This is a genomic window from Marininema mesophilum (assembly GCF_900106775.1).
Lineage (GTDB): Bacteria > Bacillota > Bacilli > Thermoactinomycetales > DSM-45169 > Marininema > Marininema mesophilum.
In genome coordinates, this window is record NZ_FNNQ01000005.1 from 92794 (window position 1) to 109663 (window position 16870).

Below are 16870 nucleotides of genomic sequence, written 5' to 3' on the forward strand. Positions count from 1 at the left end.
TTTTATCATTTAGTCCCTCAGGTTAAACCTATAATAAATATTATGGCTATTTACCAATCCAGAAAGTACTAGGTAGCTAGTTTCCAATAATCGTAACACATAGGCGTATACTAATATTAAAGAGGTGCCAAGCTTTCTTGTTCCTAAAGCTGTATAGAAAACATGGAGTTATCGACCTTAAAAAAACTAATAGAAAAAATCAATAATTATCACCTGCTTATTTAAGGAGGGGCTTCATGTGGCAAATATACATGACGTAGCGAAATTGGCTGGGGTATCTGTAGCAACGGTTTCAAGGGTCTTAAATAATCACCCTTATGTAAAAGCAGATAAAGCTGCGGCTGTTAGAGAAGCAATAAAGAAAACTGGATACACACAGAACATTAACGCTATCCATTTAAAAAGAGGCAAAACTTGCTTAATAGGAATTGTTATTCCTTTTTTGGACCATCCATACTTCAGCCAGTTAGCTAATGGAATAGCTAAAGCAGTATCTAACACAGATTTTAAAATAGTCATTTTCCAGACAAACTATAACCAGGATAAAGAAATCGATGCCCTTAATATGCTAAAAAGCAAACAAATAGATAGTTTGATCTTTTGCTCACGTCGAGTGAGCTTAAATATAATAAAAGAGTATAACTCCAGCGGAAAAATAGTACTATTTGAAGATGTTGATATAGAGGGAATCAGTTGTTCGTATGTAAATCATTATGATTGTTTTAAGGACGCTCTAGAATTTCTTTTTGAATCTAACCATACTCGGATAGGAATATGTATTAGCAGAAGAAAAGGGACAAGCAGTATTCAGCGTGAAAAAGCATTCAGGGACTTTTACAAAAGTAAAAACCTAGACCTTCTTGAGAGGGACATATACACGGGTTGTTTATATTTAGAGGACGGTGCTAAATTAGCACAACGCCTTTATAAGAGTGGCGATTGTCCATCCGCCTTGCTCGTAACGAATGATCAAGTGGCGGCTGGCCTTTTGACTACATTTAACGATTTAGGATGGTCTGTGCCTGAAGACGTAGCAATCATAGGATTTGATAATCAACAAATTTCAAAAGCTCTGCATCTAACTACAATAGACATACCACTATATTCTATCGGGCAGTTACTGGTTGAACAAGCGCTGTTGTCAGAAACGACCAAACATGAAATTGACTTAGAAATTGTAAAAAGAAAAACGGTGTAGCCCTTTTAGCGAGCTACACCTACTTCATCAACCAATTGTTGCAAATGCTACTATGCATCTCCACTTATTCGACTTTAGTGTGTTGTCGCTTACTCCCAGCTTTTTAAACCTAATAATTTTTCCCCAAGTTCAGTTAGAATCGCACGTTCATGGTGCTTTTTTTCCCATTCACGTGGATCGCCAGGGAAGGCATCACCGACTGGAGATACTTTATCATGCCACGATGTGACACGAGTATTTCTTAGCTCAGTATTATCTTCTTGTGCTGGAAACATGGAAACGTATTGCGCTAGCCTTGCCTTATTTGAATGATTTGCTCGTATACCGTGGGGTTGCATACTGTTAAAAATCAGTAAATCCCCTGCTTCTGCCACGACTTTTGTAGGGGTATATCCCGTTAGGTCTGGATGGTATGGATCACGGTCTTTTGGTTGGCTCTTAGCCCATTCTGGAAAATCCCTGAATAATTCAGGGACGCACTGAAATCCCCCCATGTCTTCAGAGGCATCTACTAATGATAGGACACCTTGAACATTCACTGGTAATGGGTCTTTTGAAGTGTCGACATCCCAATGAATGAAACCATCGGATCCTTGACCATCCTTTTTCGGTAGGTTTAAGTTTACTCGATCAATACTGGTCCATAATTTTTCAGTTCCCCAGATATCAACAAAAGCGTTATAGATCTTTTCGCTAGTTCTATTGTTCCACATCAATTGATGATTGTAGAGTTCTACCATACCTGTACCATTCAGTTCCTTCATCTTCATTTCAGGAGAGGGACTCAAATACCAAGTTGTTGGATCGTTGGGATCCTTTTCGGCAAAATTCCATATTAGTTTGGTCAACCGCTCCAAATCCTCTTTATTTACTGCGTTCTTGATAACGACGTAACCATATTCTAACCAAAAAGCAAACTGTTCCTCGGTTAATACACGTAAAGGTTGTCCATTAGAACGATCATTTAATTTTAATTCTGCTTCCAAAATATTGTTCTTCCCCATGATAGAATCCCTCCTTTTATTTAAGCGAAGCGCTGTCTATTGTTAAAGAATGATTGGCCCGTTAAACCGGAGAGACTACTAGATAGCGCTTTCAAAAAGAGCTTAATTCATGATAACGATTTCATGTCAAGGGGTAATTACCAAAAAACAAGAACAAATTAAGGATTGCTGTGAAATGCATTTCATGGTTTATATTCTTCTCAATGAGAGGAAGGATGGAAGCCATGAATAGAAAAATTATTTTCTTCGACATTGATGGAACCTTGCTTACTAAGGAGAAGACCATATTAAACAGTACTAAGTATGCTATCAACGCCCTTCAAAAGAAGGGCGATATCGTTGCAATCGCAACAGGCCGTGCCCCTAGCATGTTTGTACACATCGCTAGGGAGTTAAACATAAACACGTATATTGCTTTAAATGGTCAGTTAGTTGTACATCAAGGAGAGATTATGCAGAACAATCTCCTTGATAAAGAGATGATTCAGGATATTACCGATTTAGCTTACGCAAATCAACATGTAGTAGGATTTGGGAACAAGGATAATTTTCTAATAAGCCATGCCAATCATATTTACGCAGAGAGAAGCTTCAAGCACTTAAAATTACCTTACCCCGATGTAGATCCCCGATGCTTTTATGATGTTGGTGTTAACCAGTTGAACCTTTTTTGTACTAGAGAAGAGGAAGGTCTATATAAAGCAACTTTTCCTAACTACCAATTTATTCGATGGGGGGATTTTGGGGCTGATGTACTTCCTAAAGACGTATCAAAAGTAGTCGGTATTAAATTACTAATAGAACGTCTGCAAATCCACTTAGATGATTGTTACGCATTTGGAGATGGAGAAAATGATATCCAAATGCTTACTTTCATTAAGAATAGCGTTGCTATGGCGAACGGTGTACCAGAGGTTAAAGTCGTATCAAATTATATTGCGCCTAGTTGTGATAATCATGGAATCTTTACTGGACTAAAAAGATTGCAACTGATAGGCTGATCCATTAATACCTTTGCGGTCACTTCCCTCAATTTACTTCTTCGTTTTCGGTGCTTGTTTTTTTCCTGCAACTACCCCATAATTTTTGGTGAGGGAAGGAGATTTTACACTGATGATTAACATAGAAAACACCCCTCTCACCCAAATTTCCACCGAGGCTGTCATCAATCCAATTAACTGCACCGGCTGGCTTGAAGCGGGTCCCATGCTCACCCTTCGCAACGCTTTTCCGATGAACTTTATCGCCTACCGCCGTGCCTGTCGCCTGCGCCGGATCAAAGTAGGAGAAATGTACGTTGTTCCGTTAATTCCAGAGGGCGATGGGCCACAATACATTATCAATTTTCCTTTAAAAAGAAATCGGCGTCCTACACGCCTTGATGACATCAAACACGGGCTGATCGATCTAGTTAAAACATGTGAAGAGTGGAACATCCGTTCCATCACCATTCCAGCATTAGGATATGAGCCTGGGGGACCTCCCTGGGAGGAGATAGAGCAGGCTATTATTAATGCATTTCTGCTTTCCCCAGAAATCGATGTTCACTTGATTCCACCAGAAAAAATATGATGGAAAAATATCATCATCAAAAAGCTTACTAAAAGCGGACAGGGTGTGCAGTCGCACCCCGTCCGCTTTTAGTATAAGTAAGCAAAACTCTACAAGAGCTAGTACATGGTCACTCTTATCGCCAATCAATCGTCTCTAAACTTGCCAAGTCTATACAGCTTTTATGCGACTTTCTTCATCATTTGTTTATCTTGTTACCAAACCATAAGCCTCATCAAGAGCGGCTAGCTTTTTTATCGTCTGTTCACGGTAGGTATCAATATACGCTTGGGGCTCTTTTGGGTTGGGCCATCGTGTGAGACGCCCTCCACCAGGTGGAATGATTTTGCTGACAGCCCCACAGCCTAATCCGATAATGGTCTGCCGTTCTTCCATGATACTGATATTGTACAAACTCTCTTCTCCTGGAAAAGCGTAGCCTACATTCTCTTGGTTACCCAGGATATTTTTCTGGCGGTAGAGATAATAGGGCGCATAGCCTTGGGACTGGGTCCATTGCCGAGCTTCTTGAACCATCTGACCGATCTCTTCCCCACCTGCCACCTTGTATTTATCGGGGTTGCGTGTCATATGGGACCCTCGTTTGAAGGATAGCGTGTGCACTGTTAATGATTCTGGCCGCAACTCTTCCATCACTTTAAGGGACTGACGAAAACGATCTAGCCCTTCATTAGGAAGGCCGATGATCAGATCCATATTGATATTGTTTAACCCCATTTCCCGTGCGAGATGGAACTTATCGAGCGTCTCTTTCACTGTATGGTGGCGGCCAATCAGCTTTAAGGTATTCTCCTCAAAGCTTTGGGGATTGATACTAATCCGATCCACCTGCCACCGCTTCAATAGGTCTAACTTCTCCACATCAAGGGTATCTGGACGCCCTGCCTCTACCGTCAATTCACGAACCTGATCATAATCCGGAATATACTTTTTCATCTGGATAAACAATGCTTCCAGTTGAGAGGCAGTAATCGATGTCGGCGTTCCCCCACCAAAGTATATCGTCGTCACCCGGCGACCTTGCCGTGCAAGCCACCCTCCTACGGCTTCAATCTCTTCATGCAGACCTGCTAAAAATTCCTCTACTGACCCATCACGGCCCTGGATCGCATAGGCAGGAAAGGTACAGTAGGCACATTTGGTTGGACAGAAGGGAATCCCGATATAGAGGCTCACCTCTTGATCCAATTGGTAAAGATCTGGCAACACCTTTGTCTGTCGCTGGACGATCTCTTCTAAGAGGTCAATCTTATAGGGCATCAGAGAGTAATTCTGCTCCAGGATTCTTTTTGTTTCTCCTGTGGAAATCCCCTCTAACATCATCCCATGATATAACTTGGTCGGACGAACTCCAGTCAGGATTCCCCAGGGTTGACGAGTGCCAGTAGCTTCTTCCAACACTTGCAACAAGGCGTGTTTCATCACCTGTTTGATCCGCCGCCGAACTTCCTTCGAAGGTCCATCCACTATCGCTTCCTGCTCATAAGTGGCATGCCATGTCCGATCTTCTACCTCAGAATCCCTAAGGGTTACCGACGCTTTTATGCGCTCCCCTTTTTCCTCCACACTAAAGTGAAGGCGTGTATCCATCTTCTCTTCCCCTACCGGATTCACCTTCGCCTTCGGGAAGAAGAGTCCAATAATCCGCTCCGTATCCAAATAGAAGGACGGGTCTACCCCTGTTACACTCCAATTTTTCACGTCAAAACCACGGCACCCTCTCTCGGGGCCCGTGTCCCCCCTCACTTGGCTTAACCGATTCTTTCATTTCAGTCTAGCTCAGCCATCGCTGGAAATCAACGAAGATTCCATGGGGGTAAGGGCACCACGGCCTATATTGTGTGGGCGTTCCACGTTTTCTAAGCTGGGCTCCTTTACTTCTTGGTTATCCTGTGGATCAGCAAAGCCAAATAGGGTCATATGGATCATAAATTCTCGCTCCCGTTGAGTCCTGCGCATGATTTTCTCCTTGAGGGTTCTTTTTTGTTATTCTGCCCAAAAAAGAGAACAGGACTACCCAGGTAATAAACTACCTTTGTTTTGTGGTGACATAAAAAACCCTCCTAAATGAGCGGGAGCTCTTTAGGAGGGTACTCTTAGTAGATGATTATCCCTTCAACACACGTTCTGCATGGGCTACCACATTATCCACATTAAATCCGTACTTATCCAGCACCAGATTACCAGGAGCAGAAGCACCAAAGGTGTTGATACCGATGATCTCACCAGCATCGCCAGTGATTTGTTCCCAGCCTACTGGATAGGCGGCCTCGATAGCGACCCGAGCGGTCACCGCGTGGGGGAGGACCGATTCACGGTACGCTTCTGGTTGTTCCAGGAAGAGCTCACGGCAAGGCATACTGACGACACGTACATTAACTCCTTGAGTTTTGAGCTTCTCTTTTGCTTCCATTGCTAAGCTTACTTCAGAACCTGTAGCAATCAAGATCACATCTGGGGTTCCCTCAGAATCGGCTAGCACATAACCGCCTTTCAAAGCATCTTTAGTCGACGCTTCTGCGGTGCCCTCAAGGATGGGCAGGTTTTGCCGGGAAAGTGCGAGGAGAACAGGACCGTCATGATGATTCAACGCATAGCGATAAGCGGATACTGTCTCATTGGCATCTCCTGGCCGGAAGACCTTTAGATTCGGGATAAGACGTAGTGCTGGGATCTGTTCGACAGGCTCGTGAGTAGGGCCATCCTCCCCAACGGAGATACTATCATGGGTAAATACATAGAGGACAGGCAGTTTGCTAATTGCCGCCAAACGGATCGATGGACGTAAGTAATCAGAGAAGACCAGGAATGTCGCGCCAAAAGGTCTTACACCACCATGGAGAGCCATCCCGTTCAATGCAGCTCCCATGCCATGTTCCCGTACTCCAAACCAGATGTTACGACCAGCATAATCCTCAGCATGGAAAACGCCTTGTTTTTTCAACTCGGTCTTATTGGAAGAGGCTAGATCCGCAGAACCACCAATAAAGTTAGGTACCCCCTGGGCCACAGCATTAAGGGCCTCACCAGATGCAGAACGGGTAGCAATTGCTTTATCAGTCGTTTGGTACGTTGGCAGGGCTTGATCCCAGTCAGCTGGTAGCTCACCGTTAATCGCTTTTTCTAACTCTTGAGCCAAGGATGGGTATGCTTCCTTGTAGCTTGCGAAGAGAGCATTCCACTTCTTCTCAGCTTCTTCTCCTGCGAATTTCAAGCTTTCGAAATGGCCAGCCACATCTTCTGGAATGTAGAAGTGCTCTTCCCACTCCCAGCCATAAGCCTTCCGTACTTCTTCCCGCTCTTCTGGTCCAAAGGGAGCACCGTGGATTTTATGGGTGCCTGCAAGGTTCGGGCTACCAAATCCAATAGTGGTCTTTACTTCGATAAGCGTAGGTTTGGAGGTCTCTTTTTGTGCTGTTTCAATCGCTTGACCAATCGCGTCAAGGTCATTTTCATTGTCCACGCGAAGCACTTGCCAACCATAAGCTTCAAAGCGTTTTTGTATATCTTCACTGAAGGATTCTGCGAGGTTTCCATCCAGAGAAATATCGTTGGAATCATAAAGGGCGATCAATTTCCCTAGTTTAAGATGACCAGCTAGTGAAGCCGACTCATGAGAGATCCCTTCCATCAAATCCCCGTCAGAACAGATCGTGTACGTAAAGTGATCGATGACAGAGAACCTATCTTGGTTGTAGCGAGCGGCTAAATGTGCCTCTGCCATCGCTATCCCAACGGCATTAGAGATCCCTTGTCCCAAAGGACCTGTAGTGGCTTCTACACCAGGAGTTCCATGATTGACCTCTGGGTGCCCAGGAGTGAGGCTACCCCATTGACGGAAGCTTTTTACCTCTTCCATTGGAAGGCCATAGCCAAATAAGTGGAGCAAGCTGTATAACAGCGCTGAGCCATGACCTGCAGAGAGAACGAAACGGTCACGATCAAACCACTTTGGATTCGCTGGGTTGTGCTTGAGATGACGAGCCCATAATGCATAGGCCATCGGAGCTGCTCCCATCGGCATACCTGGATGGCCAGAGTTTGCCTTCTCTACTGCATCGATAGATAACATACGAATCGTATTGACAGCGAGTGACTCAATGGACTGGTTAGTATTGCTGGACATGAATAAAATCCCCCTTGGGTTCTTATGAAATTCTCATTTTAATGGTATGGATCTGAGATCTTTTCTCGTTATTAGCATGCCCTAGAAACATCCCTATGCACCCAAGTATCATCCACTCGGCTACAATGATTCTTCCGTGGCCTACTCATTAAATGAAGACCCTTTCCAACCTAAGTACTATTCGCTAGGACTATCAAGAATTAACGTGACAGGGCCATCGTTGATAAGGGACACGTCCATCATCGCTCCAAAAACCCCTGTCTCCACTGAAATTCCTTTTCCCTGCAATGCTTCGTTAAAACCATTATAAAGCTCAGTAGCCAACTCTGGCTTAGCCGCAGACATAAAGTTAGGGCGACGTCCCTTACGACAATCACCATACAGAGTAAATTGTGAAACCGAGAGAATTGCTCCTCCGGTATCCAACAGGGAGAGATTCATCTTTCCTTCTTCATCCGCAAAGATGCGCAGGTGAATCAGCTTGTCCACCATCCAGCGCACTTCTTTCTCCCCATCTCCTTCAGTAAAACCGACTAAACAGACAAGACCGGGGCCAATCTTCCCCACAGTCTCCCCTGAAACGGTTACTTTAGCTTCCTTTGCTCGTTGCAAGACAATCCGCACAACCATCCTCCTTCAAGCCATCAGATACCCTTTACTGCATGATTCGCCGAACACTGTAAATATCTCGCACGCCCTTCACTTTATCGACAACCGATTGGAGATGGTTGATATTGCGAATGGAGATACTCATATCAATCTTGGCTAGCCCCCGGCGGTCTGCTCTTCCACTGACTGCTGATAGTTCCACACCGGTAGAGGAAACGACTTGCAATACTTCGTTGAGTAACCCTGCTCGATCCAGTCCCGAAATCTCAATATCCACATTGAAGGATTGATCAGGTACTCCTTCCCACTCTACCTCCACCATCCGCTCTTTACCCACACTGTTTAAGTTCGCACAGTCCGAGCGATGAACGGATACACCACGACCCTGAGTAACAAATCCTTTAATCTCATCCCCAGGCACTGGGTTACAACAGCGAGAAAGACGAACGAGAAGATTGTCTACTCCCTTTACCTTTACCCCACCGGTCCGGCGACGGGTAGGCATGGACTTGACATCAGGAAGAACTGGCGGCTTCACTTCCTCTGAACGAAGCCCTTCCGTGAGTCGGTTGAATACTTGGGTCGTAGATATTCCTCCATACCCAACCGCGGCATACATATCCGTCTCATCCTGGAAATTGAACTTCGCAGCTACTTCCTTCAACCGCTCCGTAGACAACACTTCAGAGGGGTCAAAATCGCGTTTTTTAAGAAGGGCTTCCACCATTTCTTGTCCCTTAGCAATGCTTTCCTCACGGCGCTCTTTCTTAAACCAGTTACGAATTTTATTGCGCGCTTGTGAGGATTGGACAATCTTCAGCCAATCACGGCTAGGGCCATAGGAGTGTTTGGAGGTTAACACTTCAACAATATCCCCTGTTTTTAACTGATAATCTAAAGGAACAATTTTATTGTTTACCTTTGCCCCGATACAGCGATGACCCACCTCGGTATGAATCCGGAAGGCAAAATCAAGGGGAACCGAACCCGCGGGAAGTTCCAATACATCGCCTTTTGGGGTAAAGACAAATACCGCATCAGAAAACCAGTCCATCTTTAAGTTTTCGACGAATTCTTGGGCATCATTGGTATCCTGCTGTAGCTCCAGAATCTCACGGAAGAATTTCAACTTTTCATTGAAGGAAACATTATCGTCTTGGTGATCTTCTTTGTATGCCCAGTGTGCCGCGATCCCGTACTCCGCAATACGATGCATTTCTTTGGTTCGGATCTGAACTTCAATGGGCTCACCTTTGGGTCCGATGACCGTCGTATGCAGGGATTGATACATATTGGTCTTTGGCATTGCGATATAATCTTTGAAGCGACCCGGCATTGGCTTCCAGATCGTATGGATGATACCAAGAACGGCATAGCAATCTCTGATCGATTCGACAACGACTCGTACAGCCAATAAGTCGTAGATTTCATTAAACTGCTTATGCTGTTTGACCATTTTACGATAAATGCTGTATATATGTTTTGGACGTCCAGAGATATCCGCGGTTAGGCTCATCGCTCCCAATTTCTCCCGCAAGGTAGCGATGACTTCATCCAAGTACTGTTCCCGTTCTGCCCGCTTCTTCTTCATCAGATTGACAATCCGGTAATATTGCTGGGGATTAATATTGCGAAGAGCACTATCCTCCAACTCCCATTTGATCGTCGAAATCCCGAGGCGGTGTGCTAGCGGTGCGAAAATCTCCAAGGTCTCTTTGGAAATCCGACGACGCTTTTCCTCGGGTAAGAAATTGAGTGTTCGCATATTATGAAGACGATCAGAGAGTTTAATCAAGATCACACGTATATCCTGCGCCATGGCGACAAACATCTTACGATGATTCTCCGCCTGATGCTCTGCGGTGGATTTATACTTCATTCGTTTCGACAATTTAGTCAAACCGTCTACGATTTGAGCCACTGTCTCACCGAACTCTGCCTCAAGCATCTCTAAGGTGACACCTGTATCTTCAACGACATCATAAAGAATCGCCGCCATCAATGTGGTGGCATCCATCTGCAAGTCAGCAAGAATCCCCGCAACAGCTACTGGATGATAGATATACTGTTCTCCAGATTTACGGATTTGTCCCTCATGAGCCTCCTCAGCAAAGAGATAGGCTCGCTCTACCAATTCAAGCTCTTCTTTTTTCAAATAACAGCCTGCTTTTTCAAGTAGTTCCTCTATCGGCATATCTCACTCACCTAGGAGAGATTTGAAAAACATTTTCCTTATATTATCTCGAAATGTTTCCACGAAGTAAAGGGGGGCCTTCTTTATTATCCTTCAGGATTTTCTGCATCGCGCTTCTTCTTGCGCAAACTTGAACGAATCCGTAGGCGGATAAAGAACCAAGATCCCAGAATCGCAAAGACCAGAATCAAACTATATAACAGTGGATCTGCTTCTTCTCCACCTTTGAAAAGGTAATACAAAGCGACAACGATCCCGCCATAGGACGTAAGTTCAAAAGAAAGTAACCACCTGCGCCAAACCCGATAAAGGTATTCTCGCACCCGAATATCCCCGGGAGTAAAAAGCTCTTTGAAAAAAATGATGATGACAAATGTCATCCAAACAATAAAACCAGCCGTCACCAACCGGGCAAATGCACCAACCAGTTGGGTAAAAAAATCACTGATCCAAGTCAATTCATTCCGCTCCTTTTTTCATTCGCGATGACGATTTATCCATTAAACCAGTTTTTCAATCCTTCTTTCAACTGTTCTTTCCCCTTTTGTATGCCCCAATCCAATAGATCATCTAAGGGATTATCCTTTTTCTCATCATCTTCCTCACCGATACGGGGAGGTTTTTTCCATTTCACTGTCGATAGATCAAATGAGGAAGCCTTTTTCCCTTTGAGTGCCTCACCCATCAATTCACGAAAGATCGGCGCTGTCGTCTGGCCACTGGCAGTGGAGAGGTAGCGTTTTTCATCCGTCTGGTCATACCCCATCCAGACCGCTCCCACCAGTTCTGGCGTATATCCGACGAACCAGTGATCCTTTGAGCCCTGTTGAGTCTTGTCAGGAAGTTGTGTTGTACCGGTCTTTCCCGCTGTTGGCCAGCCTGAAACAGCAGCTCGTTTCCCTGTCCCTTCTCGTACAGCTCCCTGAAGCATATAAGTAACTTGTTGAGCAACAGCAGGTTTCATCAAGCGCGTCGCTTTTTTATACCAGTGGGCAATCGTCTCTCCTTCTGGGTTCTCTATTTTACGAATCGCGTGGGTCTCTATCATGACACCATTATTGGGGAAGGCTGAATAAGCTTGTGCCATCGCGAGTGGACTAGTTCCTACATCGAGGCCGCCTAGTGCAAGGCTCAGGCGATTATCCTTTTCCGTCAAGGGTATTCCTGCTGCTTTCACAAAGCGGATTCCTTTTTCTATCCCTAATTGATCGAGCAACCAAACTGCAGGAATGTTTTTGGAATCAATCAAAGCCTCATACATAGTAACTTTCCCATTATAAGAACCACCATAATTTTTGGGGGCATAATTATTCGCAAAGGTCATCGGCTCATCCTTCAAAGGGGTGTCGATCTTATATCCTCCGGCAATCGCAGGCGCATAAACCGAGAGGGGCTTTAATGAAGAGCCTGGTTGACGTTTTAACTGCGTCGCATAGTTAAATCCACGAAACACATGCTTACCACGACCACCCACAAGAGACCGTAACCCGCCTGTGCGGGGATCCACAAGAACGGAACCACTTTGAACCATCTCACCATCGACTGAAGCAGGGAAGAGTTCTTCTCGTTTATAAACGGACTCCGCACCCTTTTGCATCTGGGGATCCAACTCCGTGTAAATACGCAACCCACCGTTTAACACTTCTTTTTCCGTCAAATTATAACGCTGGATTGCTTCTTGGATGATGGCATCCACATAGGATGGGTACCTACCTTTGTACTGATCTGTCTCCTGTCCATTAAGGACAACCTCCTGCTTTTGAGCTTTCTTTACCTGAGCAGCTGTAAGATAGGACTGTTCTTCCATTAGTCGTAGTACAGTGTCTCTTCTTTCCATGGCTTGATTAAAGTGTTTGACAGGCGAAAGACTGGACGGTGCTCTAATTAATCCCGCTAACGTCGCACACTCGCTCACCGTTAATCGGGAGGGTTCTTTGCCAAAGTAAGTACGGGCTGCCTTGGTTAGTCCCCAGGCCCCCTCACCAAAATAGATCGTATTTAAATATTTCTCCATGATCTTATTTTTCGAATAAGTCCGTTCGATCTTTTTTGCAAGGAGAATTTCCTTTAACTTTCGCTGATAAGTTCGTTCATGGGTCAGAAAAACATTTTTCGCTAATTGTTGAGTAAGGGTACTCCCCCCTTGGACGGTTCGTCCTGCCCCTAAATTGATTGTTGTTGCCCGGAGGGTACCTAAATAATCCACTCCCGAGTGACTTTTAAATCGTTGATCCTCAATGGATACTACAGCTTGGATCATCGCAGGAGGAACATCTTTCAACTTCACACCCTCAGCCTGTGAGGCTGATATTTTACTAGCAATTTTTCCATTCCGATCATAGATGATCGTAGGCTGTGGTGTCGCCTTGGCCAAGGCATTCACATCTTGGATCTGAATGAGGATATTAGTAACAATCAGAAAAGTTGCTATTAAAGCCCCTATACTCCAGACACTGCGGCGCACCCACTTCCGAGACCAATAATCATGAAGGAACTTCATTACTTTCTTTGACTCCACTCCCATGCGTAAACTTCCCTCCTTCTTTTTCCACACAGGGACATTAGGGGGATCAGTTCACAATATCATACCACAACCAAAATTCCTTCTTACTCAAATGCTCCTTCGCAGATCAACCGATAATCGCAGTAGGTACAACGCTTGCCTGGATAAGGAGTAAAATCCGTTAGATCTTTTCCCCTTTGCAAAAGTTGTGCCCACTCATCCAAGCGACCTCTCGCCTTTAGCATCCAATCCTCATTAATCTCGATCTCTACCTGCTCATCTGGTTTGAGGAAATACAGGATGCCACGAGCCAGTTGTATTCCCCACTCTTCTCGAGCGGCTAGCGCGTAGAGATACACCTGGGGAAGGTACTCCGCTGCCGCATCAGCCACTTCCTCCCCGGTCACATCATTGGTCTTATAATCGACCAGCTCCCATTCTCCCTCAGGGGTACACTGAATTCGATCCATGATTCCTTCGATCTCCAGCCCTTGCGTCTGTCCAATAAAACGGGCCTCCTGTTTTATTCCCGAGAGCTGGGAAAGGTCGCGGTAGAATCGGCTTCCGCGATAAGCCTTCACGAGAGGAGCAATTTCCGCCACGGATTGCAGATGATCTTCTTCACGAATTCCCCATTCTGCGAAAGTTTTATGATAGAGGAGATTCATTTCTTGTGAAGAGATCGGTCCCGGAGGCAGAATCTCCAATAATCGATGGACGATCTGCCCCTTTATTCGAGAATCTAGGCGAAATCGATCATAACTCCTCCGTGATTTTTCGCTGGGATCTCCTTCTCCTATCTCTGGGAGACCCAATAGTTTGGCATAATAAAATTTACGCGGACAATTGGCCAACATGGTCAGATCCGTCACACTGATCATTTGGGAGTCTGCATTCGTCCATCCTCTGGGTAGCACGTGTTCCGGTAAGTGGTCGTCCTCTAATTGACTCACCGACCCCTCATGGCTCAGCCATTCATCAAGCAGCGCAGGCTCTTCTCTTTCCAGCCTTCCATCCTCTTCATCCATAGAGAAAAGAAGGCGAAGTGGAGGACCATCCTCCTTAGGGAATCGCCACCAGCCAGCTTCCCTATCCAACCGATCAAATCCAAGTACCCCATCCAGCCATTTACTCCACGTATCTGCCGCTAATAGATCCCCACCCTTTTTCAAACCTCGGTGCTCTTCAGGTAACCCACTGAACACAATCCGCTCTTCTGCCCGGGTAATGGCTACATAAAAAAGTCGCAGGGATTCCTCTCGCGCTAACTGAGATTCCCGGTTTTTTACTCCCCGCCAGCGGTAGGTTTCTAGGCGCGATAGATCCGTTTCCGACAGACAAAACACCAACCCACATTCACGATCTGCTTTGACATCGATAGTTTCTGGAGGAAGTTTTCGGGAGAGGTCAGGGATAAACACAACAGGAAATTCGAGACCCTTTGACTGGTGAATAGTCATCAGCTTTACACTCGCTCCATCCTCCGTTTCCACCTTAGCCTCAGTCTCCCGTACACCCTCCTGTATCCATTGGTTGATCATTTTGCAGACCCTTTGCAGGGAATAAGGTGCCTCCCGCTGCCAAGTACGAAGGAGACGAAGGAATTTATCCACATTGGCCACGATCTGAGACCCTTGGGGAAATGCCCAGGAAACATAGCGATACCCGGATTCCTCCACTGCTTGTTCCAATAGTTCAGCGACGGTTACCCGACCATTCAACCTCCTCCACTGTGCGATAAGTTCTGCAAAGCAGGTCAATTTATTATGCTCCCTAGGGGAAAGGCTCTCCATGTTCAACCCCTTTACCCATTCCTTCTCCCAGGCTTCCCCACGACTGATAACCCATAACGTTTCATCAGAGATCCCACAAAAGGGAGAGCGAAGCAGACCTGTTAACGCTAGACGATCATTTGGGTCCGCAAGATATCGCAACAAATGGTAAACATCCAAAATCTCCTGACGCGTAAAAAAACCATCCCCTTTTACAACATAATAGGGAATTCCCGCTTGTAGTAACGCATTCTCTAGGATCTTTACATGGGTCATCGCTTGCAATAGGATAGCAATCTCCTGCGGAGAGGTTCCCTCTTCGATCAGCTCCCCAATCCGCTTCGCGATCGCTGTCGCTTCCCATTGGCGATGATCCCCAGCCTCCTTTGCTCGCTCGGGGATCGGAAGAAACTCCACCCGTCCCTCTTCTTCTCCGGGATCACGGTGGGCCCGAGTATCTCGATAATAGTTATCACACTCGGGATCCGATGACATCAAGCGGCCAAATAGAGCATTGACAAACTGTACTAAGGAAGCCTCTGACCGGAAATTATCCAGCAGCGCCACCTCTTTCCCTCCACTTTCCTCAATCTCCCTTCGAGTACGTCCAAATACGGATACATCTGCACCACGAAAGCGGTAAATGGATTGTTTAGCATCACCTACAACAAACCATTTACCCGGAATCCGCTCCCCACCAGGGCCTGGCAATAGAAGATCCGTCAATTTTTTCTGGAAATCATTCGTATCCTGATACTCATCCACCATTAAATAACGAATTTGTCCACGCACTTTCTGGGCAACCCCAGACGATTCTTGAAGCAATCTCACCGCCCGAGATTGCAAATCATCAAAGTCAAGCACTCCAGCCATTTCTTTCTCTTCATTATACTTCTGATGCATCCCCTTGATGGCAGAAAGAAGGAAGGGGACAACCTCATGCTCGCCCTTTATCCATGAAACGCCATCGGACACGGATTGAAGCTCCAGACACTCCTCTTTTAATCGATCCCGAGGCACTAAAATCTCTTCCTTCCGACCCCAGTTCCCCCCGAGAAGGCCTTTAATCTCTAGCAATAGTCCGACCCTCTCCATCCTATAGTCGGCTGATTGTAGCTCCTTCTTTAAGCGCGGCCAATCCTCTTGAAAACGCGAACACAACTTACCTCCCGCAAGTGTGAGCATACCATCCCCAGCTAGCAGTACCCTTTGCAGGAGCTTTTGTTCCGCCTTGATCAACCTTTTCTCCGTCTCTCGTAAATGTTTTCCTGTAAGGTTTCCAAGCTGCTCTGGAACCCAACCATGACCGGTCATCTCCTGATAAAGCTGTGCCAGTCGTTCTCTTGTACCTGCTACTCCCCAACGTAAAATCAACCGTTCCATCGCTACGGATGGATTCAGTTTGGCCATCCATTCCGGGAGGATACTGGTAATCGCTCGCTTAAGAAGGCTCTCTGCCTCCAACTCCTCTAACACGCGAAAGTCTGGGTCGATCATTGCTTCAACAGGGTGTTCACGCAGTAAGCTCGCACAAAAGGAATGGATCGTCGAAATCCGGGCCCTTTCCAAATCAGATAGGATGCGATACCATTGGTCGGCTTCCACTGATCGCCCTTCCTCCTGAGCCCCTCTCATCTCTTGTGCGATCCCTTCTCTTACCCGGTGCTTCATCTCGGTAGCCGCTTTTTCGGTAAAGGTCATCGCTACTACCATCGAAAGTGGATCTTTCTCTGATAGATGACGCTTTAATATGGACAGAAACCGTTCCACTAACACACGGGTTTTCCCAGACCCCGCTCCCGCGGCAACGATACAATCCTGATCTAAACAATTCACCGCCTCTTGTTGCTCTGCGGTCATCTGCCAACCCGTCATACCCCTTCTCCCTCCCT

At 45.8% G+C, this 16870-nt stretch carries 12 protein-coding genes; 3 read left to right on the plus strand and 9 right to left on the minus strand.

Annotated elements, in window-relative coordinates; genetic code table 11:
• Window positions 1-238 precede the first annotated feature (238 nt).
• Entirely contained in the window at window positions 239-1198 is a 960-nt protein-coding gene (locus BLV90_RS06380) for a LacI family DNA-binding transcriptional regulator (RefSeq protein WP_091738037.1), read from the plus strand.
• A gap of 89 nt (window positions 1199-1287) precedes the next feature.
• On the opposite strand, the gene BLV90_RS06385 is transcribed toward BLV90_RS06380, so the two are convergent.
• Window positions 1288-2202, minus strand: a complete 915-nt coding sequence (locus tag BLV90_RS06385) for a phytanoyl-CoA dioxygenase family protein (RefSeq protein ID WP_091738040.1) — start codon at window positions 2200-2202, stop codon at window positions 1288-1290.
• A gap of 215 nt (window positions 2203-2417) precedes the next feature.
• On the opposite strand from BLV90_RS06385, the gene BLV90_RS06390 reads away from it, so the two are divergent.
• Both BLV90_RS06390 and BLV90_RS06395 read left to right on the plus strand, forming a co-directional pair.
• Window positions 2418-3203: a Cof-type HAD-IIB family hydrolase gene (locus BLV90_RS06390; RefSeq protein ID WP_177167925.1), complete on the plus strand. Its 786-nt coding sequence runs from the start codon at window positions 2418-2420 to the stop codon at window positions 3201-3203.
• A 112-nt stretch (window positions 3204-3315) separates the two neighbouring features.
• Window positions 3316-3774, plus strand: a complete 459-nt coding sequence (locus BLV90_RS06395; protein ID WP_091738044.1) for a macro domain-containing protein — start codon at window positions 3316-3318, stop codon at window positions 3772-3774.
• Between the two features lie 186 nt (window positions 3775-3960).
• Here BLV90_RS06395 and BLV90_RS06400 read toward each other — a convergent pair whose 3' ends face one another.
• From BLV90_RS06400 to BLV90_RS06435, 8 genes are all read right to left on the minus strand, one after another.
• Window positions 3961-5475, minus strand: coding sequence for a coproporphyrinogen III oxidase (locus tag BLV90_RS06400; RefSeq protein WP_091738048.1), 1515 nt, complete (start codon window positions 5473-5475; stop codon window positions 3961-3963).
• A gap of 78 nt (window positions 5476-5553) precedes the next feature.
• Window positions 5554-5733, minus strand: coding sequence for a hypothetical protein (locus BLV90_RS06405; protein ID WP_091738052.1), 180 nt, complete (start codon window positions 5731-5733; stop codon window positions 5554-5556).
• Window positions 5734-5881: 148 nt separating this feature from the next.
• Window positions 5882-7900: a transketolase gene (gene tkt, locus BLV90_RS06410; RefSeq protein WP_091738056.1), complete on the minus strand. Its 2019-nt coding sequence runs from the start codon at window positions 7898-7900 to the stop codon at window positions 5882-5884.
• 177 nt (window positions 7901-8077) lie between these two features.
• Window positions 8078-8524: a D-aminoacyl-tRNA deacylase gene (gene dtd, locus BLV90_RS06415; protein WP_091738059.1), complete on the minus strand. Its 447-nt coding sequence runs from the start codon at window positions 8522-8524 to the stop codon at window positions 8078-8080.
• A 31-nt stretch (window positions 8525-8555) separates the two neighbouring features.
• Window positions 8556-10703: a RelA/SpoT family protein gene (locus tag BLV90_RS06420; RefSeq protein ID WP_091738062.1), complete on the minus strand. Its 2148-nt coding sequence runs from the start codon at window positions 10701-10703 to the stop codon at window positions 8556-8558.
• An 86-nt stretch (window positions 10704-10789) separates the two neighbouring features.
• A complete protein-coding gene (locus tag BLV90_RS06425; RefSeq protein WP_091738065.1) occupies window positions 10790-11161 on the minus strand; it encodes a hypothetical protein in 372 nt (123 codons plus the stop codon).
• Between the two features lie 35 nt (window positions 11162-11196).
• Window positions 11197-13227 (minus strand): transglycosylase domain-containing protein, encoded by a 2031-nt coding sequence (locus BLV90_RS06430; protein ID WP_091738068.1) that lies wholly within the window; start codon window positions 13225-13227, stop codon window positions 11197-11199.
• Between the two features lie 83 nt (window positions 13228-13310).
• Window positions 13311-16853 (minus strand): UvrD-helicase domain-containing protein, encoded by a 3543-nt coding sequence (locus BLV90_RS06435; protein WP_091738070.1) that lies wholly within the window; start codon window positions 16851-16853, stop codon window positions 13311-13313.
• Window positions 16854-16870: the final 17 nt, after the last annotated feature.